Genomic DNA, 24,207 nt, shown 5'->3' with positions numbered 1-24,207 from the left:
CTCTTTTTGTTTGCTGAGCTTTGTCAGTTCAAGAGCGCCTGGACTTGAGTGGGGAGAAAACACCTGGGTCCCCGCTCTCGCGGGGATGAGCGGGTGGGGGTTTTCATTCCGCACCGGCCAAACTAAGCATCTCTCGATGAGCCCGATCTCGCACCCCCTCGTATGACGCCCCTGAGCTGATCAGGTGAGACGCCGCGCGCCCGCGCGGTCCTTGGACGCCTTCCCGGCGTCAGCGATACGAACTAGAGACCAAGCTCATGACCACCCCGACCCCCGACTGGGCCGCACGCTTTTCGCAGCGGATGACCCGCGTCCGCGCCAGCGAGATCCGCGAGCTGCTGAAGCTGCTGGATCAGCCCGACATCCTGTCCTTCGCCGGCGGCATCCCCGACCCCGCCCTGTTCCCCGCCGAGCAGATCAAGGCAGCCTATGACGCCATCCTCGCCGACCCCGAACAGTCCCGCGCCGCCCTGCAGTATTCGGTGAGCGAGGGCTACCTGCCCCTGCGCCGCTGGATCGCCGAACGCATGGCCCGGGATGGCGTCGAATGCGACGAGCACAACATCCTCCTCACCGCCGGCTCGCAGCAGGCCCTGGACCTGATCGGCAAGCTGTTCCTGACCCGCGGCGACACGGTGATGGTGGCCAGGCCCACCTATCTCGGCGCGCTGCAGGCCTTCAACGCCTACGAGCCGGCCTATCTCGACCTGCCCGAACGCGCCCTGCGCGACGGCGTGGACGCCGCCGCCCTGATAGCCGGTCGCGAGCCCAATCCGCTCGGTTACTTCGTCCCCGACTTCGCCAACCCAACCGGCGAGAGCCTGACGCTCCCTGAACGCGAGGCCCTGCTGGACCTGGCCACCGAGCTGGACATGACCCTGATCGAGGACGCCGCCTATCGCGAGCTGCGCTTCGACGGCGAGGCTCTGCCCACCCTGCTGGCCCTCGACATCGGCCGCGCCGGATCCATCGAGGCGGCCCGCACCCTCTTCTGCGGCACCTTCTCCAAGACCATCTCGCCGGCCCTGCGCATCGGCTGGGTCTGCGGTCCCAAGGCGGTGATCGAGAAGCTGGTGCTGCTCAAGCAGGGCTGCGACCTGCACGTCTCCACGATCAACCAGATGGCCATCCACGCCACGGTGTCGGAGGGCTACGAGCAGCACCTGGGCGCCCTGCGCACCGCCTATGGCGCCAAGGCCGCCGCGACACTCGCCGCCCTGGAGCGCCACATGCCGGCCGGGGTCACCTGGTCGAGGCCGGAGGGCGGCATGTTCGTCTGGCTGTGGCTGCCCGATGGCATGGACGGCAAGGTCCTGCTGGAGCGGTCCCTGGCCGAGGAGCGCGTCGCCTTCGTGCCGGGCGAGCCCTTCTTCGCCGAAGTCCCCACCGCCAACGCTATCCGCCTCAGCTATTCCCTGCCGACGGATGCGGAGATCGAGGACGGGGTGAAGCGGTTGGCGGCGCTGATCGCGCGGACGGCGGACTGACGGCTTTCAGGCGGAGGTGGGGTCCTGTGATCAGGCTCTCAGGGCCCGCAGCCAAAGGGCCAGCAGCGGCATGCCAATCAATTCAGCCGCCACCGATCCCAGCAGCTGCGGTCCGAACATCACCTCGGGCTGCAAGGCGCTGAAGCGCGCCAATCCGCCCACGAAGATCAGACCGCAGCAGAACATCAGCGTCGCGCGCAAGGCGTGCGGCCGCGCCGCGCCGGCGGCGAACACCAGCCCTACCGCCAGCCATAGGCCGCCGAAGAACCGGATGTGGCTGTCCTGGGCGCGAAACGCCCCGACATCGGTGACCGTGAAGAAATCCCGCGAACCCTGAAGCCCCAGGGTGGCCATCCCCCCCAGGGCCACATTGACCCCGGTATACAGAATGAAGGCGCCGACGAGGGCCAGGACGGCCCGCAACAGGAGGGCGCGATCCGGGCCGGAGGAGGTCAAGGGCGGGACGTGAGCCATCGGTCACCTATTTCATTAGAACGCGTTCTACTTAAATGCCTTGCCTCGCCCGCGCAAGACCCCTTAGATTTTCCGGGTGAGCAAAACCCCCACTAGCCCCCGCCGTGGACGTCCGGGCCTGAGCCCCGCCGACCTCTCCGCTGGCCGCCTGCGGATCGCGGGGGTGGCCGAGCGGTTGTTCCAGACGGAGGGTTTCGCCGCGGTCTCGATGCGGCGCCTGGCTCAGGAGGTCGGCTGCGCGCCCATGACCCTCTACGCCTATTTCGAAAGCAAGGCCGACATCCTGGGGCTGATCTGGGCGCGTTTCCTGACCGGCCTGTTCGATGATCTCGACCGTCTCGCGCGGGAAGTATCCGACCCCCGCGCACGCGTTGCGGCCATCTCCCGCGCCTATGTCGGCTACTGGCTGGCCCACCCCGACCGCTACCGCATGGTCTTCATGACCGAGGGGGTGACCCAGGCCCAGGTGGGCGTCTTCGTGGGCGGCGGCGACATCCTGGACCGCTATCAGCTGTTCGCTGACAGCCTGGCGGCGGCCGGTGTCGCCCCCTCCGGGCTGAAGCTCGCCAACGATGCCCTGCTGTCGGCATTGATCGGCGTGGCCCACAACCAGATCACCGTCTCGGCCTATGCCTGGGCGCCGGGAGAGGAATTGGCCGAGATGCTGGCGGCCGCGATACTGGCAGAGGCCCGAGGTCGTCCTGGAGCCCTTTCCCCATAGACGGAATCGTCCAAAGGGAAAAAACGGCTCTAATTCGAAAAGTTAGCGCATGTTTCGATCTGATATCCGGTTCCCACTTATCGGAACAGGCTCTAGCCGACCCCGTAGGCCCCACGCTCCAGCGCCCGCAACAGCGTCAGCACCTCGGGATCGGCAAACGGCAGCAGCTGTGTCATCAGCACCCCGCCCTGCCCGGCCTGCGGGTCGGCCCAGTAGTAGGTGTTGGCCAGGCCCGCCCAGGCCAGGCTGCCCGCGCCGCGTCCGTCGCCGGTGGGCTCGGGCGTGATCATGGTGGCCAGGCCGTGGCCGGTGGCCATGTGCGGATAGAGGTCGAAGTCGTTGGACATGGTCGCCATGGCCGACTTGATGTAGCCGGCCTTGTGGGGCCCACTGTGGCTCTCCGATAGACTGCGCAGCGTCCTGGCCGACAGCACCGGGCCGCCGTCCCCCAGCAGCATGCGCAGGAACTTGCCGTAGTCGGCCGCCGTCGAATAGAGCCCGCCGCCGCCTGACAGCACCTCGGGGTTGGCCGGCAGGCCGAAGGGTATGGCGATCAGGGACCCGTCGGGGCCCCGCACATGGACGCTGGCCTTGCGCGGCGCCTGGCCCTCGGACAGGGCGAAGCCGGTGTCGAACATCGCCAGGGGCGCAAAGATGTTCTCCGCCAGATAGGCGTCGAGGCGCTGTCCGCTGGCCGCCTCGATGACGATGCCGGCCCAGTCGATGCCGATGCCGTAGATCCAGCCCTGGCCGGGGTCGAACATCAGCGGCTGGCGGTGGGCGGCGCGGCTGCCGGAGTTGGGATCCAGCGCGCCCTCGGTCTGGGCGAAGGCCAGGAACTCCGGGTGGGTGAAGGTGTAGGCGAAGCCCGAGGTATGGCTCAACAGCTGGCGCAGGGTTACGAAGCCCTTGGCGGGACGCAGCCTGGGCTTGCCCTCGGCCACCCCCTCCAGGACTTGCAGGTCCTTGAGGTCCGGGCACAGCTCGCTCAGGTCGCCGTCCAGGGTCAGCTTGCCCCGTTCCACCAGCTGCAGCGCGGCCACCGACACCACCGCCTTGGTCATCGAGGCGATCCAGAACACGGTGTCGCCGTCCATCGCCGCCGGTTGCCCGACCGCCCGGAGCCCCGCCGCGTGCTCGTAGGTCACCCCGTCCCGGTCGGTGACCAGGGCCACGGCCCCGGCGATCTTGCCCTCATCGACGGCCCTGGCGAGCGCCGCCTCGAAGGCTCCGAAGCTCACAGCCCCAGCACCATCTTGGCGATGATGTTGTGCTGGATCTCGTTGGACCCGGCATAGATCGAGGTCTTGCGGTAGTTGAAGTACATCGGCGCCACGGTCGCCGCATAGTCGGGCCCGGCGCGGGGTTCGTTCCGCTCGCCGCGGATCTCGGCGAAGGTGTCCTGGACGAAGGGCTGGGCGTAGACGCCCGCCGCCTCCAGGGCCAGTTCGGTGATCGCCTGCTGGGCCTGGCTGCCCTCCAGCTTGAACATCGACGACGCCGCCCCCATCGCCTCGCCGGCCGTACGCGCGGCGAACATCCGCAGCTCGGTGGCGTTGAGCGCGTCGACCTTGATCTGGGTCTCGGTCAGCTTGCGGCGGAAATCGGTGTCATCGAGCATCCGCCGGCCGCCGTCGGACCGTTCGGCCCCGGCGATCATCTTCACCTTGGCCAGCATGTTGGTCAGGCCCGGCGCATAGGCGTTGCCGCGCTCGAACTGCAGTAGGTACTTGGCGTAGGTCCAGCCCTGGTTCTCCTCGCCGATCCGGTTGGCCACCGGGACCCGGACGTTCTCGAAGAAGACCTGGTTGATCTCCTGCTCCCCGTCCGGCGGCCCGTCCAGGGTCGGCAGGGGCACGATGGTGATCCCCGGCGTCGTCATGTCCAGCAGCAGGAAACTGATCCCCATCTGCTTGATGGGCTCAACGGAGGTCCGCACCAGGCAGAACATCCAGTCGGCGTGCTGGGCGTAGGTCGTCCAGATTTTTGAGCCGTTCAGTACATAATGATCGCCGTCGCGCTCGGCCTTCATGGAGAGCGAGGCGAGGTCCGATCCTGAGCCCGGTTCCGAATAGCCCTGGCACCACCAGACCTCGCTGGAGAGGATCTTGGGCAGGTGCTGTTTCTTCTGCTCGTCGGTTCCGAAGGCCATCACGACGGGTGCGCACATCCGCACCCCCATGTTGGAGGTGTCGGGCGCGCCGGCGAGCGCCATCTCCATGTCGAAGATGTACTTCTGGGCGTGGGTCCAACCGGTCCCGCCGTATTCGACGGGCCAGTCGGGGGCCATCCAGCCCTTCTCGTTCAGCCGCTTCCACCAGCGGACCTGGCCGGGCGTGTCGATATGGGCGTTCTTGGCCTGGGCCATGTGGGCCCGCATGTCATCGTCGAAGGCCTGGGCGATGAAGGCGCGCACCTCGTCGCGGAAGGCGAGGTCACCTTGCGAGAAGTCGAGGTCCATGCCGGTTTCCCCTAGACGCCGTCGAGGTATTCGATCTCGGGACGGCCGCCCATGCACGGGCCCATCTTGGCGCCGGCGGCCTTGAAGTAGTCGGTGCCGCCGTGGGCGGTCAGGGACTCCTGGTCCTTGTAGAGCTCGAGGACCTTGTAGATCTGCGGATCGGTACGGCTCTTGGTCAGTTGGTAGGCGATGTTGCCGGGCTCATTGGCCCGCACCTGCTGGGCGAGGTCGGTGAAGATCGCCTCGAATTCCGCGTTCTTGCCTTCAGCGACCTTCAGGACCGCGATCACACCAATCATGCCGTTCTCTCCCAACGCTTGTTTGAGGCGACGGTAGAGGCGGTGATTGAGAGCCGCAAGCCCTACGCGGCGTCAGCTTGGGTTGGCGGCCACTCCCCTCCCCGCTCGTCCCGGCGAAGGCCGGGATCCAGGTCGTAGGGCGCTGCTTGGGTCAGGAATCCGGAATGCTGTGGATGTATCTGGGTCCCGGCCTCCGCCGGGATGAGCGGATCCAGTTACCGCCGCTCGTTCCAGCCGTAGGCGACCCAGTGGTGGCCGCCAAGGTTGCGGGCCTCGATGATCCCGTCGTCGCGCTGCGCATGGGCCGTGCGCTTGGCGCGCAGGGCCAGGCCGGCCAGGGCCAGCAGGGCCGAGGACATCACCGCGATCACCACCACCGTGGCGGCGGCGAACAGGGCCAGGACCGCGGCGATCACGACGGCCGCCGTGGTGGCGAGAGCGCCGCCCAGCAGTGCGAAGCTGCGGAGCGCCGAACCGTGCTTGCGGGCGAATTCCCTGACCATGACTTCCTCTGGCGCCACCTCTTCCGGTGGCTGCAACGATTATGTTGTTCGGGCGACGCCCGTCGTCAACGCTTCACAACTCAAAAACCAACGAAATCTGACCTATGCCGCCCCTTCGAGCGCCAATTCCCGGCGCTCGCGCATGATGGTGTCGAAGGCGGCGTTGATGGAGGCGGCCTTGGCCTCCGCCACCTCGATGAATTCGGAAGGCAGGCCGCGCGCCCGGGCGCGGTCGGGGTGAGACACCACCAGGGCGCCCTTCCAGGCGCTGCGGACCGCATCGTCTGGCGCGTCGTGGGGCACGCCCAGCACGCCATAGGGATCGTCGGCGCCCAGGCCCAGATGGGTCGCCCTCAACCGGCGGAACACCAGGGGCGAAAAGCCGAACAGGCCCGAGACGCTCTCCAGATAGCTGAGCTCGTCATGGGTCACCGCGCCATCCGAACCGGCGATGTGGAACAGGCCGTCCAGCACATCTTCCAGCAGGGTCGGGCAGTTGCGATAGCGCTTGGCCAGGCGGGTCGCATAGCTCTCGTAGCCCCGGGTCGTCTGGCGGGCGAGATCGTACAGGCGGTGGATGTTGCGCTCGGACGCCGCGTCGGTCTGGAACACCTCGGCGAAGGCGTCGAACTCGCCGACGCTGGCGCGGCCGTCGACCTTGGCGAGCTTGGCGCCCAGGGCCGTGACAGCAGTCGTGAAGGTGGGATCCTCGCCGGGCAGGCCCGGAGGACACTCATCGCAGTCTTCGCAACCATCTGGGCGGCGGACGGCGAGCCCAGCAATGTTGCGCCAGAAACTCATGGGAGTATCGACAAGCCTAGTTCCGCACTGCGGCGAACACAACGCGCATCGCACCCGAGGCAGGTTAAGTTTTGGACAGACTCTGGAATTTCTGGATCGACCGCGGCGGCACCTTCACCGATGTGATCGGCAAGGCCGATGACGGCGAAGAGGTCTCGCTGAAGCTGCTGTCCAGCTCGCCCGCCTATGAGGACGCCGCCGTGGAGGCCATGCGCCGGGTGCTGGGGGCGGACCCAGGCGCCCCCTTCCCGGCCCACCGGGTCGAGGCCATCAAGATGGGCACCACCGTGGCCACCAACGCCCTGCTGGAGCGGAGCGGCGCCAGGACCCTGTTCGTGACCACCCAGGGCTTCGCCGACGCCCTGGTGATCGGCGACCAGTCGCGGCCCGATCTGTTCGCCCTCAACATCGTGCGCCCCGAGCCGCTCTATTCGGGTGTCGTGGAGGCCCACGAACGGCTTGCCGCCGACGGCGCCGTGGTCGAAGCGCTCGACCGCGACGACCTAGCCGCCAGGCTCAGGGCCGCGGTCGCGGAGGGCTACACCACCGCCGCCATAGCCTTCCTGCACGCCGACCTCAATCCGGAGCACGAGATCGCGGCCGGAGACCTCGCCCGCGCCGCCGGTTTCGAATTCGTGGCCCTGAGCCACGAGGTCTCGCCCCTGCCCCGCTACATCCCCCGCGCCGAGACCACCGTCGCCGACGCCTATCTGACCCCGATCCTGCGCGCCTATGTGGAGAAGGTGGCCGACGCTGTGGCGGGCGCGCCGCTCTACTTCATGACCTCGGCGGGCGGGCTGGTGCGGGCCGCGGCGTTCCGGGGCCGCGACGCGGTGGTCTCCGGCCCGGCCGGCGGCGTGGTGGGGGTGGCGCAGACCGCCCAGGCCGCCCACGCCGAGCAGGCGCTGGGCTTCGACATGGGCGGCACCTCCACCGATGTCTGCCGCTATGCCGGGCGACTGGAGCGCCGCGACACCGCGCGCATCGCCGGGGTGAAGCTGCGCAGCCCCATGCTGGACGTGGAGACCGTGGCGGCCGGCGGCGGCTCCATCCTGTTCTTCGACGGCCTGCGCGCGCGGGTCGGCCCCCACAGCGCCGGCGCGGATCCCGGTCCCGCCGCCTATGGCCGCGGCGGCCCCGCCACCGTCACCGACGCCAACCTGGTGCTGGGCCGCCTCGATCCGCGTTTCTTCCCGGCGATCTTCGGCCCCGCCGCCGACGCGCCCCTGGACGTCGAGGCCGCCCGCGCCCGGCTGACGGACCTCGCCCAGGCCATGAACGCCGACAGCGTGGAAGCCGCCGCCGAGGGCTTCGTGGCCATCGCCGTGGAACAGACCGCCCAGGCCGTGCGCCGCATCTCCACCGAGCGTGGCTTCGACCCACGCGGCCACGCCCTGTTGGCCTTCGGCGGCGCGGCGGGCCAGGTCGGTTGCCAGGTGGCGCAGGCGCTTGGCGTGGACGAAGTCCTGTGCCCACGCCACGGCAGCGTGCTCTCGGCCTGGGGCATCGGCCAGGCGCGGGTCACGGCGCTCAAGCAGGCCGGTCTGGACGCCGCGCTGGACGACACCGGCCTCTCCCGCGCCGCCGCCCTGCTGGAGGGCGTGGAGGCCGAGGCCCGCCAGGCCCTGGCCGACCAGGGCGCGCAGGACGGCGCGCTCACCCGCACCCTGCGCCTGCGCTATGACGGCGCCGACGCCGAACTGCCCACCGCCCTTGGCCCCCTGGCCGAGGTGAAGGCCGCCTTCGAAACCGCCCACCGCCGCCTGTTCGGCTTTGTGGAGCCGGACCGGACCATCGTGATTGCGAGCGTCGAGGCCGAGGTCAGTCAAAACACCGCTCATCCGCGCGAGAGCGACGCGGCGGCGCGAAGCCAAGAAGGCGGCGGCCCATCTCTGGTCACCGGGGATGAGCGGATTGACGCCTTCGCCCACGGCCAATCCTCCCCCGCCCGCATCGTCGCCGCCGAGACCCTGACCACGCTGGACGGCCCGGCGCTCATTGTCCGCCCCGACACCCAGATCGCCCTGCCCGTGGGCTGGCGCGCTGTCGCCGAGGCCGACGGCCTGATCCGCCTGACCCGCGCCGGCGGCGTCCAGACCCGCGCCATCGCCCTGGACCGCCCCGACCCCATCACGCTCGAGCTGTTCAACCGCCGCTTCATGGGGGTCGCCGAGGCCATGGGCGCGGCCCTGGAACGCACCGCCCACTCAGTGAACATCAAGGAGCGGCTGGACTTCTCCTGCGCTCTCTTCGACGAGGATGGCGGCCTGGTGGCCAACGCCCCGCACATGCCGGTCCACCTGGGCTCCATGGGCGCCAGCGTCCGCGCTGTCCGCGACCGCCATCCCTCGCTCAAGCCCGGCGACGCCTTCGCCCTGAACAATCCCTATGCCGGCGGCACCCACCTGCCCGACATCACCGTGGTCATGCCGGTCTTCATGCCCGGCGCGGCGACCGCGGCCTTCTATGTCGCCGCCCGCGGCCACCATGCCGATGTCGGTGGCGTGCAGCCGGGCTCCATGCCGCCGTTCTCGAGGACCATCGATGAGGAGGGCGTGATGCTGGACGCCCTCCCGATCATGCGCGGCGGGGGCTTTCTTGAAGCCGATGCGCGGATAGCCCTGAGGGCTGGACGCTGGCCCTCCCGCGCGCCGGACCGCAACATCGCCGACCTCAAGGCCCAGATCGCCGCCTGCCAGGCCGGCGCGGCGGCCGTCGCCGGGATGATCGAGGGCTTCGGCGGCGACGTGGTGGCCGCCTACATGACCTTCGTGCAGCAGAACGCCACGGCCAGCGTCCGCCGCGCCATCGGCAAGCTGTCGAACGGCAAGGCCCGGGTTCCCATGGACGGCGGCGGCCAGATCGTCGTGGTCACCACGGTGGACGCCGACGCCGGCGAGGCGACGCTAGATTTCCGCCAGTCCGCCGACCAGTTGCCGTCCAACTTCAACGCCCCCTCGGCGATCGTCGACGCCGCGGCCCTCTATGTCTTCCGCACCCTGGTGGACGACGACATCCCCCTGAACTCCGGCTGCCTGGCGCCGCTGAACATCCTCACCCGGCCCGGCTCCATGCTGGCGCCCGCGCCGCCCGCCGCCGTGGTGGCCGGCAATGTCGAGACCAGCCAGCACGTGGTCGACGCCCTTTATGCGGCCCTGGGCGTCTTGGCCAACGCCCAGGGGTCGATGAACAACTTCACCTTCGGCGACGAGACCCGGCAGTACTACGAGACCCTCTGCGGGGGCGCCGGCGCCACGGCCGACGCCGATGGGGCCAGCGCCGTCCACACCCACATGACCAATTCCCGCCTCACCGACCCGGAGATCCTGGAGCGCCGCTTCCCGGTGCGGGTCGAGACCTACGCCATCCGCCGGGGCTCCGGCGGCGACGGCCGGCGCAAGGGTGGCGACGGCGCGGTGCGACGCATCCGGTTCCTGGCCCCCATGGAGGCCGCCCTGCTCTCCACCCGCCGCGACCACGCCCCCCAGGGGATCGAAGGCGGCGGCCCTGCCCTGGCGGGCGAGCAGCGTTTGATCGGGGCCGATGGCGCGGTAAAGGAACTTCCCGGCTGTTTCTCGGTTACAGTCCAGCTTGGCGACGTGATCGAGATCAAAACCCCCGGGGGCGGAGGCTTCGGATCACGCCCCGCCACCTGATCGACACAGTTTCAAGGTTCCAAGGCCTCATGTCCGCACTCATCGCCGCCCTCGCCCTGTTCACCGCCGCCGAGCCCGCCGCCGCCGGCGGCGCGTCCGCCGAACTCACCCTCACCGAGGACATGCCCTATCCGGCCGGCGCGCCCCGCGACGACTATGGCCTGGTGGGCTGGTGCTACGGCGCCCTGCGCGGCTACGTCGACCTGCACGATCAGATGATGCCGGACGTCACCGAGATCGAAAAGTCGCCGCCCTTCAATCCCGACACGACTCTGGCCCAGAAGCTGGCGGCCTATGAAACCATCCAGGTCCGCGCCAAGCAGGACATGAAGCTGTTCGCCCGCGCCATGGAGGCCGCCGAGCGCGCCAGCCTCAAGCCCATCAACATCCTCGGCTCGGCCGCGGTGAAAAAGGGCCGCAACGCCTGGGCCGCCGCCGCCAACATGCCCAAGCGTCAGGTCGCCCAGAACTGGATGGGCTGGACCCTGCCGGTCCGCTGCACCCCCACGGCCCATGCCCTGGAACAGCGCGCCAAGCTGATGGGCAAGACCTTCCAGGTGAACACCGACCCGGCCGAACTTGAACCCGCGCCCGAAAGCGCGCCCGTCGAAGCGACCCCCGACACCGCGGGCGCCGTCGCCCCGACCCGGTAAACGAAGGCGTCTAGAGCCCCCCCGAGAACTTGTCTTAGGGGCGGCGTCCGAGGAGGCCGCCCCGTTCTACGCGCGATTACAGGTCCTTACGCATGAACCAGCGTGGGAACATCGGCGCAGGCCCGTCGATCTGGCCGAACACCGTAAACCCCAGCCGCTCATAGAAGGCCCGCGCCTGGAAGGCGTAGGTATCGAGCCACATATTGTGGCAATTCCGGGCGACCGCCTCGGCCTCCGCCTGGACCATAAGCTCGGTTCCCAGCCCCTCGCCGCGCGCGCCTTCAGGGCTCACCACCAGGCCGATATAGAACGATCCCCAGAGCGAGAGAGCCCACAGCCCGCCCCGCAACTCCTCGCTGTCCGGTTCGGTGATGGTCAGGGCGAAGGGCACGCCTTGCGCGCCTCCCACCGTCTTCTCGTTGAAGGCCAGCAAGGGCGCCCAAATGGGCATGTAGGCGTCGTCGGGGCGCGCGGCCCCGCGAATGATCAGATCCATGTCTTGTCTTTCAGATGATGCGCGCGCGCAGGCGCTCAGGCGCGGCCCTCGCGGACCACGCGGTCAGGTCGAACGGGCTGGAGGCGCGGTCAGACCGCGACGAAACCGATCATCATGACGTCAGACTAGCGGGGCCACGCCATGGTGGAAAGCGCCCTACTTCTTCGGCGGGTTGGCGCTCAGGTCCATGATCAGCTTGGTCAGCAGGTAGAGCCGCGGCGTCACCGACCTCAGGTCCATGAACTCCTTCTCGGAGTGGAAGCCGCCGCCCACCGGACCCAGCCCGTCCAGGGCCGGCGTACCCGCCTCATAGGCCAGCGCCGATTGCGAGGCGCCGCCGTTGCCGCCCGTGGCGAGCTTCAGGCCCAGGCCCGCATAGATCGCCTGGGCGCGCACGGCCAGGGCGTCGGTCGCCGGGTTGTTGGCCAACGGCGGGAAGGCGTTCTCACGGCTGACGGTCACCGTGGTGTCGGGCACGATCGTGGACTTGGCGCTCTCCTTGATCGCGGCCTCGACCCTGTCGAGATCGGCCTTCTGGCGGGCCCGGATATTGACCTGCCCCCGCGCGGCCTCGGGGATGATGTTGTGGCGCGTGCCCGCCTGGATCGTGGTCAGGTTGACGGTCAGCCCGTCGCCGGAGCGCGGGAAGCTCTCCACCGCGGCGAGCTGATGGATCAGTTCGACGGCGGCGTTGCGGCCGTCCTGGGGCGCGACGCCCGCATGGGCGGCGCGGCCCTTCACGTCGATGTTCAGGGTCATCGAGCCCTTTCGCCAGACCGTGATCACGTCCGGCGCGTCGCCGGGCTCCAGGTTCAGCTCCACGTCGTGGGCGCGCACCAGCCTGTCGATCAGGGCGCGGGTCCCGGGCGAGCCCCGCTCCTCGCTCGTGTCGAGCAGGAAGGTGATCCGCTCGAAGTTCGTGAAGCGCAGGTCGCGCAGGATCTGCAGCGCGTACAGCCCCTCGATCACCCCGCCCTTCTCGTCGGCCACGCCGGGGCCGCGGGCATGGTCGCCCTCGACGGAATAGGGCCACTTGGCCACCGTGCCCGGTCCGAACACCGTGTCGATGTGGCCGATCATCAGGATCCTGGCCTTGCCGGTTCCGGTCAGGGTCGCCACCGTGTTCTCGGGCAGGCCAGGGATCTCGGCCGGCACGGTCTCGATGGTCATGCCCAGCGCCTTGAGCCGGGGGACCAGCAGGGCCGTGACCTTGCGCCCACCCTCGATGTCACCCGTGCCGCTATCGATGTTCACCACCTGCTTCAGCAGCTCGAGCTGGGCCTCGCGGGCCTTCTCGGCGGCGGCCCACACCTTGGTGTCCTTGCCCGCGGCCAGGGCCGGCCCCGTGCTCACCAGCAGGGCGGCCACCGCCGCCATCGCAAACCGACTCGTACGCATAACGTCACTCCCGATCCCAGGGCGCGGAGTGTGGCGGTCGGGCGCCCGCAATCAAGCTGAAACGAAGGTGCGGCCAAGCTTACCGGAGCTTAATTTGCCCTCCTCCGGCGTCTTGCCTATCAGCGGCGCAGTCAGGGAGAACCTCATGCGTCGTCATCTGCTGGCCGCCGGCGCGGCCCTCATCCTCGCCACGGGCCTCTGCGCCGCCGCCCAGGCCCAGCCCGCCCCCGCGCCCGCTCCGGCCGTCACCGCCACCGTCAAACCGCTCGACGCCAAGGAGCGCCGCGACGTCGTCGAGAAGCTGGCCAAGACCCTGGACGCCAACTTCGTCTTCCCGGAAACCGCCGCGAAATACGCCGCCATGCTGCGCGCCAACCTGGCCGGCGGCGCCTATGACGGCCTGACCGATCCCGACGCCTTCAGCGCCAAGGTCACCGCCGACTTGCAGGCCGTGGCCCCGGACGGCCACCTGCGCCTGGCGACCCGGACCGCCTTCCAGGCGCGCCGCCCGCCGCCCGCCGATGTGCCGGCCAGCGCCCGGCCCGTGGGCGCGCCTGGCCTGGAGGAGACCGCGATGATCGGCGATGTCGCCTATCTGCGCTTCAACCAGTTCACCGGCGATCCGGAGACGGTTCGCAAGGCCCGCGCCTTCCTGCTGGCCCACGCCGACGCCAAGGCGGTGATCATCGACGCGCGTCCGCACCGGGGCGGCGGCCTCGCCGAGATGGACGCCATCCTGCCGCTGTTCTACGCCAGGGCCACACATCTGGTCCGAATGGACACCCGGGCCGGCATCGAAGACGAGGGTCCCTTTGCAGATGGCCCCACCCTGGTGCGCCAGACCTCGGCGCCGACCCTGGTCAGCCACGACCATGTCGTGATCCCCGACACCACCGAGACGCGCCTGCAGACCGCGCCCGTCTACTACCTGACCTCCCGGCGAAGCGCCTCGGCCGCCGAGCACCTGGCCCTGGCCTTCAAGCGCACCCATCGCGCCACCCTGGTGGGGGAGACCACCCGCGGCGCCGGCCACTATGGCGGCCTGCTGGACGTCGGCGACCGATTCGCCGCCTTCGTCCCCGTCGGCCGCTCCTACGACCCCGACACCAACTGGGGCTGGGAAGGCCAGGGTGTCGCCCCCGACGTCGCCGTCCACACCGACCAGGCTCTCGACGAAGCTCTCAAGCTCGCCAAGGCCAAGGGCGCGCGGCCGGGCTAGCCATCCACTCCGCTCATCCCGGCGAAGGCCGGGACCCAGATTCACCTTGAGCAGCCGGAATTGGCCCTCGGTCGAGCCGGGGGGCCTCATGAGACCGTAGTGGGCTTCACCTGGGTCCCGGCCTTCGCTGGGATGAGCGGTTTTGAGGTTGGCACAAACCCCAAGCGGCCACTCCGCCTCTGGGTTAGAATGCCCCACCATGCAGACCCCGCACCTGATCTACTTCGCCGACGCCATGTGCTCGTGGTGCTACGGCTTCTCGCCGGTGATCGCCGACATCCGCAAGACCTTCGGCCGCACCCTGCCGATCCAGTTGATCATGGGGGGCCTGCGTCCGGGGACCGACACCCCCATGACCGACGAGGCCAAGGCCAGCCTGGCCGGTCACTGGACCCACGTCACCGAGGCCTCGGGCCTGCCCTTCGATCCCGCCGTGCTGGACACCCCGGGCTTCCTCTACGACACCGACCCGGCGGCCCGCGCCGTGGTCTTCGTGCGCCGCCACGACACCGAGCTGGCCCTCACCTTCCTCGCCGACCTGCAGGCGGCCTTTTACGCCGAGAACCGTAACATCGCCGATCCCGAGGTCCTGGCGGCCCTGATCACCGAGCGCGAGATGGACGGCCAGCGCTTCCTCGATATCTTCGACACTGATGACCTCAAGCACGAGACCTGGCGCGACTACGGCACCTCCCAGCAGGCCGGCGTCACCGGCTTCCCGACCCTGATCGCCGGCCCCATGGAGACCGGCGCCTACGCCGTGGTCACCCGCGGCTTCCAGTCAGGCGAGACCGTCATCCCGACCCTGGAAGCCTGGCTCTCCGGCCCGCTCAACTAACCATGCAGAACTTCGACGTCGTGGTGGTGGGCGCCGGCGCTGCCGGGATGATGTGCGCCATCGAGGCGGGCAAGCGCGGCCGCTCGGTCCTGGTGATCGATCACGCCAAGGCGGCCGGCGAGAAGATCCGCATCTCCGGCGGCGGCCGCTGCAACTTCACCAATATCAACACCGCCCCGCCCAACTTCATCTCGGCCAACCCGCGCTTCGCCAGGGGGCCGCTGCGCCGCTACCGGCCCCGCGACTTCATCGACCTGGTGGAGCGCCACGGGATCGCCTGGCACGAGAAGACCCTGGGCCAGCTGTTCTGCGACGACAGCGCCAAGGACATCATCACGATGCTGCTGGCGGAGATGAAGGCCGCCCACGTCCAGCTCCGGCTCGCCACCGCCGTCGCCAAGGTGACCAAGACCGCCACCGGCTTCGAGCTCGCCCTGCCCGGCGGGACAGTGGCCTGCTCGTCCCTGGTGGTGGCCACGGGCGGCAAGTCGATCCCCAAGATGGGCGCCACCGGCTGGGGCTACGAGATCGCCGCCCAGTTCGGCCTGCCCGTGGTCGAGACCCGGCCCGCCCTCGTCCCGCTGACCTTCGAGGTCGGCGCCCTGGAAAAGCTGAAGCCCCTGGCGGGCGTGGCCGTCGATGCGGTCGTCGGCTGCGGCAAGACCAAGTTTACTGAGGCCATGCTCTTCACCCATCGCGGCCTGTCGGGCCCCGCCATCCTGCAGATCTCCTCCTACTGGCGCGAGGGCCAGGAGATCACGGTCAGTATGGCGCCCGGCGTCGACCTGATGGCGGCGATGAAGCTCGCCAAGACCACCCGCGGCCGTCAGGCCACGGCCACCGTGCTCGCCGACCACCTCCCCAAGCGCCTGGCCCAGATGATCGCCGAGGACGAGGGCGCGCTCGGCAACATCGCCGACCTGCCCGACAAGGTGCTGACCCGCGTCGACGCCGCGGTGAACCGCTGGACCGTCAAGCCGGTGGGCTCGGAAGGCTATCGCACCGCCGAGGTCACCCTGGGCGGCGTCGACACCCAGGCGCTGGACCCCGGCACCCTGCAGGCCCAGGCCGTCCCCGGCCTCTATTTCATCGGCGAGGTGGTGGACGTCACCGGCTGGTTGGGCGGGTACAACTTCCAATGGGCCTGGTCCTCCGGCTGGTGCGCCGGCCAGGCGGTCTAGCCACCCAAGCTTGACCATACTGCGTCAATCCGCCCCAGGGTCTTCACCAAGTCCCGTTCAGTTTTTTTCATCTTCTGCGCGCAACGTGCGGTTTCATCACGAACGGCCACGGGCCGAGCGCGCGTGGGGTCTTGGTGAAAAAAGCCGTCGAACGATTCACCCAGGCCGAGCTGGTGGGCCACGTCCTCGGCCATGAGAAGTTCCTGGCCGGCAGTCCCGGCGGGCGCCGTATGATCCTGCCCATGGTCGATCTGACCGGACTGGCCATGCCCCGCCGCAACCTGGCCGACGCCGATCTCAGCGGCGCCAGCATGCGCGGCTGCGACCTCTCCGGGACCATCCTCGACCGCGCCATGCTGTTTGGCAGCGACCTGCGCGGGTCCAACCTGGCCGGCGCCAGCCTCTGCCGCGCCGACCTGCGCGGGGCCGTGCTCTGCGGCGCCGACCTCTCCGACGCCGACCTGACCGACGCCGACTTCCGCCCCGGCCAGATCGCCGCCCACTCGGCCCTCGGCTTCGTCTCGGTCTCCCAGCGCCAGCGCGCCGGCCTGCCCGACGGCATCTCCAGCCGCATCCGCGCCGACGTGAACACCGCCTTCGCCACCGACTTCTCCGACGCCACCCTGCGCGGCGCCAGGATGAACGGCGCCAAGATGAAGTCCGCCAATTTCACCAGCGCCCTGCTGGAGGAGGCCGACTTCACCAGCGCCAACCTGGAGAACGCCGACTTCACCAACGCTGTGCTGTCGGGCGCCCAGCTCATGGGCTCCACCACCCATGACGCCATCATGGACCGCGTGGTTCACGCCCCCTCCCCCGACGCGCTGGCCAGGCGCCCGGCCCTGCTGGAGGCCCTGGCCGGCCACCAGGTCTGGTGCCTCACCCATGGCAAACAGGGCTCAGCCGCCAAGGTTGAGGGCGCCGACCTGCGGGTCGTCGGCGACGCCCTCGCCGCGGGCCAACTCACAGGCCTGCAGGCCGCCGGAGCCTGTTTCGTCCGACTGAACCTGGAAGGCGCCTTCCTGCAGGCGGCCAATCTGGAGGGCGCCGACCTGCGCGGCGCCAACCTGCGGGGCGCGGACCTGCGCGGCGCCCGCCTGACCGGCGCCAACCTCGCCCGCGCCGACCTGCGGGGCGCGATCCTGACCCACATGGAGATCGGCGGCCGCACCACCCCCACTGACCTCACCGGCGCCCGCTTCAGCTACGCCGACTGCCGCGGCGCCCAGCTCTCGCCAGGCCAGCTCGACCTGGCAGACGCCGCCGAGGCGCGGTTCGATAGAGCCGCCTAGGGACTCAGCCTTCAGCGACAGGCGCTGGTCCAAACGGCCTGAGCCTGGCCGGAACTCCTCCTCTCCCACTTGTGGGAGAGGGTAGGTGAGGGCTCCTTCTGAAGTTCCGTTGTTGCTGACAGGCCGAGACGCGCAGCCCTGCTGCGCGCCCCCTCACCCTACCCTCTCCCCCTGAACGGGGAGAGGAGGTGCAGCTTTGCCTCCTCCCCCTCGGGGGAGCGCGACTATAGCGCCCGCAGGATCCCCATCGTCACCAGGGCCGCATTGTCGGAGGCCAGCTGGTTGAAGGCCGTATAGAGCTTGTCCCCGTCCCCGGCGCCGGCCAGGCTCGACAGCCCGCGGACGGCCACGAACGGCTTGGCATTGCACCACGCCACATGGGCCACCGCCGCGCTCTCACAGTCCAGCACGCCAGCCTCGAAGGTCGCGAAGACGTAGTCACGAAGCTCGGTGTTGTTGACGAAGGCCGCGCCCGACACGCCATTGCCGCCCACCACCACCTTGGGCGCCTTGTCCAACTGCGCCGCGCCGGCGCCCTTCGACAGCACCACCGCCGCCGAAAGCTTGCGCGCCGCCGCCAGCATGGCGGGCGCCGCCGGGAACCAGAACCGCCGCTCGGTCTCCCCATCGGGGCCGGTCACCGTCACCGGCTTGGGGAACATCATCCCGAAATTGCCGTAGCCGCTGGGGATGCCCGAGGCCGGCTCGAAGCCCGAGGGGCCTTCGCGGCCCATCACCACCTCCAGGTACTGTCCCCACTGGCTGGCCACGAAGACGTCGCCCACCTTCAGCTCCGGATCGACCCCGCCCGCGCAGCCGCTCACCACCACATGGGTCACGTTGAACAGGTCCAGGGTGCGCTGGGACGTCATGGCCGCATTGACCATCGACACCCCACAGCCGACCAGCACCACCGCCTTGCCCGCCAGCGTGCCGGTGGTGAAGGCCGCGCCGGCCACCCCATGCTCAGTGGTGTCGGTGAGCCCCTTGCGCAAAGCCGCAAGCTCGCTCGCCATGGCGCCCAGCACCGCGATCCGGGGGGTGTCGTCCAGCATGCCTACTCCCGAGGGTCCTGCACGCAGAAGGCCGCGCCCTCCGGATCGAGCATCACCGTGTGAGTGTCATGGGTATCACGCACCGTCCCCCCCAGGGCGACAATCCGCGCCACCTCCTCGCGCCGAGGTCCGCCGACGATGTCCAGGTGCATCCTGCGCCCGGGCGCCAGCGCCGCCACCTGCTGGAAACAGAGCACCGGCCCGGGCCCGTCCACCATCACTGAGGGATCGGTCTCCGGCGTCAGGCCCAGCTCCGCCAGCCGCGCGATCTCGGCGGAGTCATACGCCCGCACCTCATACCCTTCCAGCACGCCCGCCCAGAACCGGGCCAGGGACGCCGGATGCAGGGCGTCGACAACGATCTCGCGGATCCGGGCCATCTTTGCGTCTCCTCAGGCGCCATCCTAGCCTGTCGGATCGCGCCGCCCAGCTTCACGCCAGACCCGGCTGGGCTTATCCACAGGCCTGGCACGAATTTGTGATGGAACCGGGAACGAGGTTGTGATCGCAGCGTTATGGTGAGGCTCCGGCCCTGGCGGGAGCACTTAGCGCCACGCGGGGGTGGCGTTCAGCTCAAGCCAAATCCCCCCAAAATTCGGAGACCACCATGCGTTTTGCCACCCTGATGACTGTTGCCGCCCTCGGCCTCGCCGCCGCCGCTTGCACCAAGAAGGAAGAAGCCCCGGCCCCGGTCGCCGCTGACGCCACCGCCGATCAGGCCGCCGCCGCCGCCGACACCGCCGCCGACGTTGCGGTGGACGCCGCCGACACCGCCACCGACGCCGCCGAAAAGGCCGGCGATAAGGCCGAAGACGCCATGAAGGCCGCCGGTGAAGCCACCGACGACAAGGTCGAAGCGGCCGCCGAAGCCAAGAAGTAAGAACTCGACCGGGGCGCCGTTCGGCGTCCCACCGGGTTGACCTAGATCAGGGCTCTGATCGCCTCTCCAGGCGGTCGGAGCTCTTTTTCTATGGGGCCAGGCGCGCGAGCCACGGGTGGCCGGGATAGAGGCGCGAGATCAGCGTTCGCAGCCACACCGTCGCGGCCTCATCCAACAACGGCGCGAACAGCGTGAAGTCCGCCTCGTCCTTGGGCCGAAGCTTGGCGGCCTTGTACAGCAGCGCGCCCTGCGGCTTCAGATAGGGCACGCCAGTCGGCGACAGCCCCATCATCTGCGCCCTTGGAGCTGTCACGCTTTCGTCGCGCCGGAACACCCAGGTCGCAGCGTCGCCGGGCTCGGCCATGACATCCAGCCGCCAGGTCTCACCCTCCGCCACCCAGATCTGGTACTTGTCCTCCGGCGGCTCGGCGCCCGGCGCCAGGGAGAGAACCTCGCCGTCCCCAATCGAATAGAGATCAAGTCCCGCCAGCTGCGCCCGCATCTGTGGGAGAAACGGCTTGGGGACAGCGACTTCCAGGTCTTCATGGACCCGGCTCTCGCGACCCAGCCAGACGTCCAGGGCCCAGCCGCCCACCACGCACCAGGGCGCGGCGAGGCCGGCCAAACGGGCGGCTGTCTGCTCCGGCGTCCAGGCCTGCCAGGCTTCCAGCGGCGGGCCGTCCCAGCGCGGCGTCATGGTATCCTCACCCATTGCGAACTTCAGTGTGGCGTCAAATCAACGGCGCTCCAAAAGTCGGATAGGTGACACATCTGGCCGCAACCATCGGGCGGCCGCCGCATTCTGATGTCACGGCCAGGCGCCGGGTACGGAGCAGATAGTGCGGATTCTAATCGTCGAAGACGAGATTCTGGTCGCCCTGGAACTTGAGGAAACCCTCCACGAGCTGGGCCACACGGTCGTGGGCATCGCCCCGGACCGCCGCACCTTCGAGGCTTTCGCCTCCGAGGAGATCGACCTCGCCCTGGTGGACCTGAACCTGCGCGACGGCGAGACCGGGGTGGACATCGGGCGCGCCCTGGCCGACCGCCGCGCCGCGGTGGTCTTCGTCACCGCCAACCCCGACCTGCTGCGCGAAGGCGTCGCCGGCACGATCGGCGTCCTGCCCAAGCCCGCCACCCGCAAGGCCCTCGCCGATGTGGTCGAATACGCCGGCCGCCGCAGCCTCATGCTCTCCCCCCCGGGCGAGCTGCTGCTGTTTGCGTAGAGAGCGCTAGTTCACCCGGCTCGGCCGCGTGAACGACCTCGCCGGCGCGGTCATGGTGACCACCAGACCTCCGTTCAGCCACTCCCGGGTCAGGCTCCCGCCCAGCTGGCCCTCCACCGACACCTTCGAGAGCGTCGAGCCAAAGCCATCAGAGGCGGGCGGTCCCGCCACGACCGGACCGCCGCTCTCACGCCAGATCAGGCGATAATCATCCCCGACCCGCTCGGCGGTGATGGCCACCCGTCCCTCTGGCGCCGACAGCGCCCCGTACTTGGCCGCATTGGTCGCCAGTTCGTGGAAGATCAGCGCCAGCGGGGTGGCCGCGCGGTCATCGATGGGGATGTCGTCTCCGGCCACGCTGATCCGCAGGCCGCCGGCGCCGTCATAGGGCGCGAACAACTCGGTCAGCAGGGCGAAGGCGGTCGCGGCCCGGGCGTTGGGTTGCGACACCTTGCTGTGGGGCCGCACGAAATCATGGGCCCGGCCGAGCGCCATCACCCGGTCGCGCAGCGCCATGGCATAGGCCTTGGACTCCGGATGGGTCCGCGCCGAGAGCGAGATCAAGCCCGAGATCACCGCGAAGATGTTCTTGATCCGGTGGCTCAGCTCCTGGCTGACCAGCTCCCGCTCCTCGGCCAGTCGCTTGGCGTCGTCGATGTCCGTGCAGGTGCCGAACCAGCGGGTGATCTGGCCCGCCTCGTCGCGGATCGGCAGGGCGCGCCCCAAGGTCCATCGATAGGCGCCGGAGTGGTGGCGCAACCGGTACTCGATCTCGTAAGGCTCGCCGGTTTCCAGGCTGTGGTTCCACAGCACCCGGGCCCGCTCCTGATCGTCCGGGTGGAACATGTCGTTCCAGCCCTCGCCATCCGTGGAGCCGGCGGGCGTGCCGGTGAACTCGTACCAACGGGCGTTGTAGTAGTCGTGATATCCGTTCGGCAGGGTCGACCAGACCATCTGCGGCATGGAGTCGGCGATGGCCCGGAAGCGGTCCTCCCCGTCCTTCAAGCGGGCGGTCTGGGCGCGCATGGCCAGCTGCGCCATCACCTGGCGCGCCAGGGCCAGCAGGGTCTCGGTCTCGTCGGCGCTCAGGCCCTGCGGGCGGGGCACGGTGTCGATGACCGCCACCGAGCCGATGGGCACCCCATCGGGGCTGTCGACCCGCGCGCCGGCGTAGAACCGCAGGAACGGCGCCCCGGTCACCAGGGGATTGTCGGCGGTCCGCACGTCCGCCGTCAGGTCTGGAAACACCTCGAGGTCATCACAGCTCAGGACGTGACGGCAGATCGCCATCTGCACCGGGGTCTCGCGGACTTCCAGCCCGATCCGAGCTTTGAACCACTGTCGATCGGCGTCGACGAAGCTCACCACCGCGATCGGCGCCTTGCAGACCAGGGCGGCCAGGCGCACCACGTCGTCGAAGGCGATCTCCGCCTCGGTGTCCAGGATTCCCGTCGCCATGAGCGATCGGACCCGGGCCTCACTGCTATGCGCCTCGTTCACCGGCTCAGCTTCTCTTGCAACGCCGTATCCCGGCGAAAATGTCTGATACCAAACATGGCCGGAGTACGCTTGGCCTCCGGTCGGGTTCCGGAACGCGGCGCGCCTATCCACTCACGCAACTGCTCATATTGACCGGGGCCGTCGCCGCCCGTAGCCAGCCGCCCTCAACCTTGGTGAACTCCGAGAACCCCGACTGCGACCGATACTCGCTGCGCACGGGGTCCCAGCCTTGCCAGTTCATGGCCACCACCAGCTTGGCGGTGACGCCCTTGGCCTGGTCGGTGGCGGTGATCTCCCGCTCGCCCTTGCAGCGCACCTCGAAGCCCTGGCAGCCCTCGGCCTTGGCCAGGCAGGCGGCGTCGGTCTTCACGATCTGCTGGCGCCAGGCCAGGATCGCCGCGTCCAGCCCGCCATACTTCGCCTCCGCGCCGGTCTGCGCCTTGGGACTGCAGCTCGCCAGCACCGCCGCGGCGGCCAGGATCCAGACTCTACGCACTCGGTCTCTCCGCTTGGATTGGCGGTGGTTCTGGGGGGCGATCAAGGCTTGAGCATGGCGGGCGCATCCATCCTCCCCGCGGCGCGTTGTGTCGGCTTAGGGACTTAGGAGGCTTGGCTATGAGACATCTGCTTTTGATTACGGGACTGGTGGTGGCCGCTGCGGCCGCGCCCTCCCTGGCCAGCGCGCGCAGCGCCTGCGACCAGCGCGCCCATGACCGCAAGGTGACCGGCACCGTGCTCGGCGCGGTCGGCGGCGCCCTCATCGGCAACGCCGTGGCGGACGGCAAGGGCGCCATCATCGGCGGGGTCGGCGGCGCTGTGGTGGGCAACCAGCTCGCCCGCGTCAAGTGTGACACCGGCCGCACCTACAGCCGGGCCAGCAACCGCGCCACCGCGCGCAACAGCAACTACCGCCAGGCGTCGGCCGAGTGCCGGATGGAGAGCCGGCCCTATTACGACGACCGTGGCCGGGTCAGCTATCATCAGACCCGCGTGTGCGGCCAATGAGGGCCGCGGGCCTGGCCCTGATGGCCGCCCTGTCGCTCACCGCCTGCAGCGACACAGACGGCGTCAAGGTCGCCAAGGGCATCTGCACCCCCTTCGCCGCCACACCAGCGGCCGCCACCACCACGGCCGGCGTTCCGGCCCTGGCGCCCGCCGCCGTCGCGGATGGCGCGGGTCCGGTGGAGGACTGCCTGCATCGCTGGGCCTACAGCCTGGCCGGGGCCAAGGACTCCGCCGATGTGGTGGCCGAGGCCACGATCGCGGCCTGCAGCTCGGCGCTGTCCACCTGGAACCAGGCGTCGCTGTCGGGCCCGGCCGGCCCCTCCGACGCCATCAGCCTGGTGACCGGCGAACCCACCAGCGCCATCGCCGAACACCGCAACTTCGCGGCCAACCGCGCCCTGTTCTTCGTCGTCCAGGCCCGCGCCGGCCGCTGCGACCCGCCGCCCCCCGTCAAGGGCTAGGCCTAGGCGCCCTTCCCCTGCGATGGGGAAGGGCTACCCCTTCCGCATGCCGCGCCACAGGGACTCGTTTGACGAGGCTCAGGCTTCGTCACGCGCGGGGTCAGGAAAAGTGCGCAGCGGTTTTCCGCCCGCATCCCGCGCCACAAGGATGCGTTTGACGAGGCTCAGGCTTCGTCACGCGCGGGGTGAGGAAAAGTGCGCAGCGGTTTTCCGCCCGCGTCCCGCGCCACAGGGACGCGTTTGACGAGGCTCAGGCCTCGTCACGCGCGGGGTGAGGAAAAGTGCGCAGCGGTTTTCCGCCCGCATCCCGCGCCACAAGGACGCGTTTGACGAGGCTCAGGCCTCGTCAAACGGCGGCGGCAACTGCCCCGCCTTGAACAGGATCACCGGGTTCTCGTCATAGTCACCCAGCTCGGCGTCGGCCGAGGCGGAGAAGGCCACCACCCCCAGCCGGGTGTCGGACAGCCGGTCGGCCTTGCGCCGCGCCTCTTCCGCCGACTTGCAGATCACGACGGGCTCGGCCTTCAGCGCCTTGCCCTTGCCGGCGATGTAGGACTGGACCAGGTGGACGGTCTCGATCGCCACGCGCCGCCTACTTCTT

Annotated in this window: 26 protein-coding genes; 12 read left to right on the top strand and 14 right to left on the bottom strand. The window is 69.4% G+C overall.

Going from position 1 to position 24,207, the window contains the following annotated elements; all coding sequences use genetic code 11:
- Positions 1–257: 257 nt before the first annotated feature.
- Complete coding sequence (locus RMO97_RS14720) at positions 258–1,487, top strand: PLP-dependent aminotransferase family protein (protein ID WP_310541798.1); 1,230 nt, start codon at positions 258–260, stop codon at positions 1,485–1,487.
- 30 nt (positions 1,488–1,517) lie between these two features.
- Here the strand turns inward: RMO97_RS14720 and RMO97_RS14715 are convergent, their stop codons facing one another.
- Complete coding sequence (locus RMO97_RS14715) at positions 1,518–1,961, bottom strand: DUF4345 domain-containing protein (RefSeq protein ID WP_310541797.1); 444 nt, start codon at positions 1,959–1,961, stop codon at positions 1,518–1,520.
- A gap of 76 nt (positions 1,962–2,037) precedes the next feature.
- Between RMO97_RS14715 and RMO97_RS14710 the strand changes: the two genes are divergently transcribed.
- Complete coding sequence (locus RMO97_RS14710; RefSeq protein ID WP_310541796.1) at positions 2,038–2,682, top strand: TetR/AcrR family transcriptional regulator; 645 nt, start codon at positions 2,038–2,040, stop codon at positions 2,680–2,682.
- A gap of 92 nt (positions 2,683–2,774) precedes the next feature.
- Here RMO97_RS14710 and RMO97_RS14705 read toward each other — a convergent pair whose 3' ends face one another.
- The 5 genes from RMO97_RS14705 to RMO97_RS14685 all read right to left on the bottom strand — a co-directional run bounded on the left by RMO97_RS14705 (position 2,775) and on the right by RMO97_RS14685 (position 6,746).
- Positions 2,775–3,923: a serine hydrolase domain-containing protein gene (locus RMO97_RS14705; RefSeq protein WP_310541795.1), complete on the bottom strand. Its 1,149-nt coding sequence runs from the start codon at positions 3,921–3,923 to the stop codon at positions 2,775–2,777.
- Positions 3,920–5,143: an acyl-CoA dehydrogenase family protein gene (locus RMO97_RS14700; RefSeq protein WP_310541794.1), complete on the bottom strand. Its 1,224-nt coding sequence runs from the start codon at positions 5,141–5,143 to the stop codon at positions 3,920–3,922. The genes RMO97_RS14705 and RMO97_RS14700 overlap by 4 nt, the downstream gene beginning before the upstream one ends.
- An 11-nt stretch (positions 5,144–5,154) precedes the next feature.
- Entirely contained in the window at positions 5,155–5,442 is a 288-nt protein-coding gene (locus RMO97_RS14695; RefSeq protein ID WP_305338030.1) for a putative quinol monooxygenase, read from the bottom strand.
- Between the two features lie 215 nt (positions 5,443–5,657).
- Positions 5,658–5,945: a hypothetical protein gene (locus tag RMO97_RS14690; protein ID WP_310541793.1), complete on the bottom strand. Its 288-nt coding sequence runs from the start codon at positions 5,943–5,945 to the stop codon at positions 5,658–5,660.
- 102 nt (positions 5,946–6,047) lie between these two features.
- Positions 6,048–6,746, bottom strand: a complete 699-nt coding sequence (locus RMO97_RS14685) for a DnaJ family molecular chaperone (protein WP_310541792.1) — start codon at positions 6,744–6,746, stop codon at positions 6,048–6,050.
- 71 nt (positions 6,747–6,817) lie between these two features.
- Here RMO97_RS14685 and RMO97_RS14680 point away from each other — a divergent pair, with 71 nt between their 5' ends.
- Positions 6,818–10,402, top strand: a complete 3,585-nt coding sequence (locus RMO97_RS14680; RefSeq protein WP_310541791.1) for a hydantoinase B/oxoprolinase family protein — start codon at positions 6,818–6,820, stop codon at positions 10,400–10,402.
- A gap of 29 nt (positions 10,403–10,431) precedes the next feature.
- A complete protein-coding gene (locus RMO97_RS14675) occupies positions 10,432–11,055 on the top strand; it encodes a hypothetical protein (RefSeq protein ID WP_310541790.1) in 624 nt (207 codons plus the stop codon).
- A 76-nt stretch (positions 11,056–11,131) separates the two neighbouring features.
- Here RMO97_RS14675 and RMO97_RS14670 read toward each other — a convergent pair whose 3' ends face one another.
- Both RMO97_RS14670 and RMO97_RS14665 read right to left on the bottom strand, forming a co-directional pair.
- Positions 11,132–11,551, bottom strand: coding sequence for a GNAT family N-acetyltransferase (locus tag RMO97_RS14670; RefSeq protein WP_310541789.1), 420 nt, complete (start codon positions 11,549–11,551; stop codon positions 11,132–11,134).
- Between the two features lie 156 nt (positions 11,552–11,707).
- Positions 11,708–12,949: a glutamate carboxypeptidase gene (locus tag RMO97_RS14665; protein WP_310541788.1), complete on the bottom strand. Its 1,242-nt coding sequence runs from the start codon at positions 12,947–12,949 to the stop codon at positions 11,708–11,710.
- Between the two features lie 145 nt (positions 12,950–13,094).
- On the opposite strand from RMO97_RS14665, the gene RMO97_RS14660 reads away from it, so the two are divergent.
- The 4 genes from RMO97_RS14660 (at position 13,095) to RMO97_RS14645 (ending at position 17,479) form a co-directional block, all read left to right on the top strand.
- Positions 13,095–14,168, top strand: coding sequence for a S41 family peptidase (locus tag RMO97_RS14660; RefSeq protein ID WP_310541787.1), 1,074 nt, complete (start codon positions 13,095–13,097; stop codon positions 14,166–14,168).
- A gap of 199 nt (positions 14,169–14,367) precedes the next feature.
- The gene (locus RMO97_RS14655) at positions 14,368–15,006 is read left to right on the top strand and encodes a DsbA family protein (RefSeq protein ID WP_310541786.1); all 639 of its coding nucleotides are present in this window, start codon (positions 14,368–14,370) and stop codon (positions 15,004–15,006) included.
- Positions 15,007–15,008: 2 nt separating this feature from the next.
- A complete protein-coding gene (locus tag RMO97_RS14650) occupies positions 15,009–16,187 on the top strand; it encodes an NAD(P)/FAD-dependent oxidoreductase (RefSeq protein WP_310541785.1) in 1,179 nt (392 codons plus the stop codon).
- A 134-nt stretch (positions 16,188–16,321) separates the two neighbouring features.
- Positions 16,322–17,479 carry a pentapeptide repeat-containing protein gene (locus RMO97_RS14645; protein ID WP_310541784.1) on the top strand — a complete coding sequence of 386 codons (1,158 nt, stop codon included), beginning with the start codon at positions 16,322–16,324 and terminating at the stop codon, positions 17,477–17,479.
- 224 nt (positions 17,480–17,703) lie between these two features.
- Here the strand turns inward: RMO97_RS14645 and RMO97_RS14640 are convergent, their stop codons facing one another.
- Together RMO97_RS14640 and RMO97_RS14635 are read right to left on the bottom strand one after the other, a co-directional pair.
- Positions 17,704–18,534 (bottom strand): 5'-methylthioadenosine/S-adenosylhomocysteine nucleosidase, encoded by an 831-nt coding sequence (locus RMO97_RS14640; protein WP_310541783.1) that lies wholly within the window; start codon positions 18,532–18,534, stop codon positions 17,704–17,706.
- A 2-nt stretch (positions 18,535–18,536) separates the two neighbouring features.
- On the bottom strand, positions 18,537–18,914 hold the full coding sequence (locus RMO97_RS14635; protein ID WP_310541782.1) for a VOC family protein: 378 nt from the start codon (positions 18,912–18,914) through the stop codon (positions 18,537–18,539).
- Between the two features lie 227 nt (positions 18,915–19,141).
- On the opposite strand from RMO97_RS14635, the gene RMO97_RS14630 reads away from it, so the two are divergent.
- The gene (locus RMO97_RS14630; RefSeq protein ID WP_310541781.1) at positions 19,142–19,414 is read left to right on the top strand and encodes a hypothetical protein; all 273 of its coding nucleotides are present in this window, start codon (positions 19,142–19,144) and stop codon (positions 19,412–19,414) included.
- 88 nt (positions 19,415–19,502) lie between these two features.
- Here RMO97_RS14630 and RMO97_RS14625 read toward each other — a convergent pair whose 3' ends face one another.
- Positions 19,503–20,126, bottom strand: coding sequence for a nucleotidyltransferase domain-containing protein (locus tag RMO97_RS14625; RefSeq protein ID WP_310541780.1), 624 nt, complete (start codon positions 20,124–20,126; stop codon positions 19,503–19,505).
- Between the two features lie 127 nt (positions 20,127–20,253).
- Between RMO97_RS14625 and RMO97_RS14620 the strand changes: the two genes are divergently transcribed.
- Complete coding sequence (locus RMO97_RS14620) at positions 20,254–20,640, top strand: response regulator (RefSeq protein ID WP_310541779.1); 387 nt, start codon at positions 20,254–20,256, stop codon at positions 20,638–20,640.
- Between the two features lie 6 nt (positions 20,641–20,646).
- Here RMO97_RS14620 and RMO97_RS14615 read toward each other — a convergent pair whose 3' ends face one another.
- Positions 20,647–22,098 carry a PAS domain-containing protein gene (locus tag RMO97_RS14615; RefSeq protein WP_310541778.1) on the bottom strand — a complete coding sequence of 484 codons (1,452 nt, stop codon included), beginning with the start codon at positions 22,096–22,098 and terminating at the stop codon, positions 20,647–20,649.
- 145 nt (positions 22,099–22,243) lie between these two features.
- Complete coding sequence (locus RMO97_RS14610) at positions 22,244–22,636, bottom strand: hypothetical protein (RefSeq protein WP_310541777.1); 393 nt, start codon at positions 22,634–22,636, stop codon at positions 22,244–22,246.
- A gap of 119 nt (positions 22,637–22,755) precedes the next feature.
- Here RMO97_RS14610 and RMO97_RS14605 point away from each other — a divergent pair, with 119 nt between their 5' ends.
- Together RMO97_RS14605 and RMO97_RS14600 are read left to right on the top strand one after the other, a co-directional pair.
- On the top strand, positions 22,756–23,145 hold the full coding sequence (locus RMO97_RS14605; RefSeq protein WP_310541776.1) for a YMGG-like glycine zipper-containing protein: 390 nt from the start codon (positions 22,756–22,758) through the stop codon (positions 23,143–23,145).
- Positions 23,142–23,606 (top strand): hypothetical protein, encoded by a 465-nt coding sequence (locus tag RMO97_RS14600; protein ID WP_310541775.1) that lies wholly within the window; start codon positions 23,142–23,144, stop codon positions 23,604–23,606. The genes RMO97_RS14605 and RMO97_RS14600 overlap by 4 nt, the downstream gene beginning before the upstream one ends.
- 336 nt (positions 23,607–23,942) lie before the next feature.
- Here RMO97_RS14600 and RMO97_RS14595 read toward each other — a convergent pair whose 3' ends face one another.
- The gene (locus RMO97_RS14595) at positions 23,943–24,191 is read right to left on the bottom strand and encodes a hypothetical protein (protein WP_293495182.1); all 249 of its coding nucleotides are present in this window, start codon (positions 24,189–24,191) and stop codon (positions 23,943–23,945) included.
- Between the last annotated feature and the right edge of the window lie 16 nt (positions 24,192–24,207).

The organism is Phenylobacterium sp., assembly GCF_031425575.1.
GTDB lineage: Bacteria > Pseudomonadota > Alphaproteobacteria > Caulobacterales > Caulobacteraceae > Phenylobacterium.
Note: the sequence above shows the minus strand (reverse complement) of the source record. Positions and strands in the feature narration are given on the sequence as shown.

What these genes read in the sequence shown, in the direction of transcription:
- RMO97_RS14685 (WP_310541792.1), bottom strand. Translation starts at nt 6,746, where the DNA reads ATGAGTTTCTGGCGCAACATTGCTGGGCTCGCCGTCCGCCGCCCAGAT.
- RMO97_RS14670 (WP_310541789.1), bottom strand. Translation starts at nt 11,551, where the DNA reads ATGGATCTGATCATTCGCGGGGCCGCGCGCCCCGACGACGCCTACATG.
- RMO97_RS14675 (WP_310541790.1), top strand. Translation starts at nt 10,432, where the DNA reads ATGTCCGCACTCATCGCCGCCCTCGCCCTGTTCACCGCCGCCGAGCCC.
- RMO97_RS14600 (WP_310541775.1), top strand. Translation starts at nt 23,142, where the DNA reads ATGAGGGCCGCGGGCCTGGCCCTGATGGCCGCCCTGTCGCTCACCGCC.
- RMO97_RS14655 (WP_310541786.1), top strand. Translation starts at nt 14,368, where the DNA reads ATGCAGACCCCGCACCTGATCTACTTCGCCGACGCCATGTGCTCGTGG.
- RMO97_RS14715 (WP_310541797.1), bottom strand. Translation starts at nt 1,961, where the DNA reads ATGGCTCACGTCCCGCCCTTGACCTCCTCCGGCCCGGATCGCGCCCTC.
- RMO97_RS14640 (WP_310541783.1), bottom strand. Translation starts at nt 18,534, where the DNA reads ATGCTGGACGACACCCCCCGGATCGCGGTGCTGGGCGCCATGGCGAGC.
- RMO97_RS14615 (WP_310541778.1), bottom strand. Translation starts at nt 22,098, where the DNA reads ATGGCGACGGGAATCCTGGACACCGAGGCGGAGATCGCCTTCGACGAC.
- RMO97_RS14660 (WP_310541787.1), top strand. Translation starts at nt 13,095, where the DNA reads ATGCGTCGTCATCTGCTGGCCGCCGGCGCGGCCCTCATCCTCGCCACG.
- RMO97_RS14650 (WP_310541785.1), top strand. Translation starts at nt 15,009, where the DNA reads ATGCAGAACTTCGACGTCGTGGTGGTGGGCGCCGGCGCTGCCGGGATG.
- RMO97_RS14665 (WP_310541788.1), bottom strand. Translation starts at nt 12,949, where the DNA reads ATGCGTACGAGTCGGTTTGCGATGGCGGCGGTGGCCGCCCTGCTGGTG.
- RMO97_RS14720 (WP_310541798.1), top strand. Translation starts at nt 258, where the DNA reads ATGACCACCCCGACCCCCGACTGGGCCGCACGCTTTTCGCAGCGGATG.
- RMO97_RS14695 (WP_305338030.1), bottom strand. Translation starts at nt 5,442, where the DNA reads ATGATTGGTGTGATCGCGGTCCTGAAGGTCGCTGAAGGCAAGAACGCG.
- RMO97_RS14625 (WP_310541780.1), bottom strand. Translation starts at nt 20,126, where the DNA reads ATGGGTGAGGATACCATGACGCCGCGCTGGGACGGCCCGCCGCTGGAA.
- RMO97_RS14605 (WP_310541776.1), top strand. Translation starts at nt 22,756, where the DNA reads ATGAGACATCTGCTTTTGATTACGGGACTGGTGGTGGCCGCTGCGGCC.
- RMO97_RS14690 (WP_310541793.1), bottom strand. Translation starts at nt 5,945, where the DNA reads ATGGTCAGGGAATTCGCCCGCAAGCACGGTTCGGCGCTCCGCAGCTTC.
- RMO97_RS14630 (WP_310541781.1), top strand. Translation starts at nt 19,142, where the DNA reads ATGCGTTTTGCCACCCTGATGACTGTTGCCGCCCTCGGCCTCGCCGCC.
- RMO97_RS14635 (WP_310541782.1), bottom strand. Translation starts at nt 18,914, where the DNA reads ATGGCCCGGATCCGCGAGATCGTTGTCGACGCCCTGCATCCGGCGTCC.
- RMO97_RS14700 (WP_310541794.1), bottom strand. Translation starts at nt 5,143, where the DNA reads ATGGACCTCGACTTCTCGCAAGGTGACCTCGCCTTCCGCGACGAGGTG.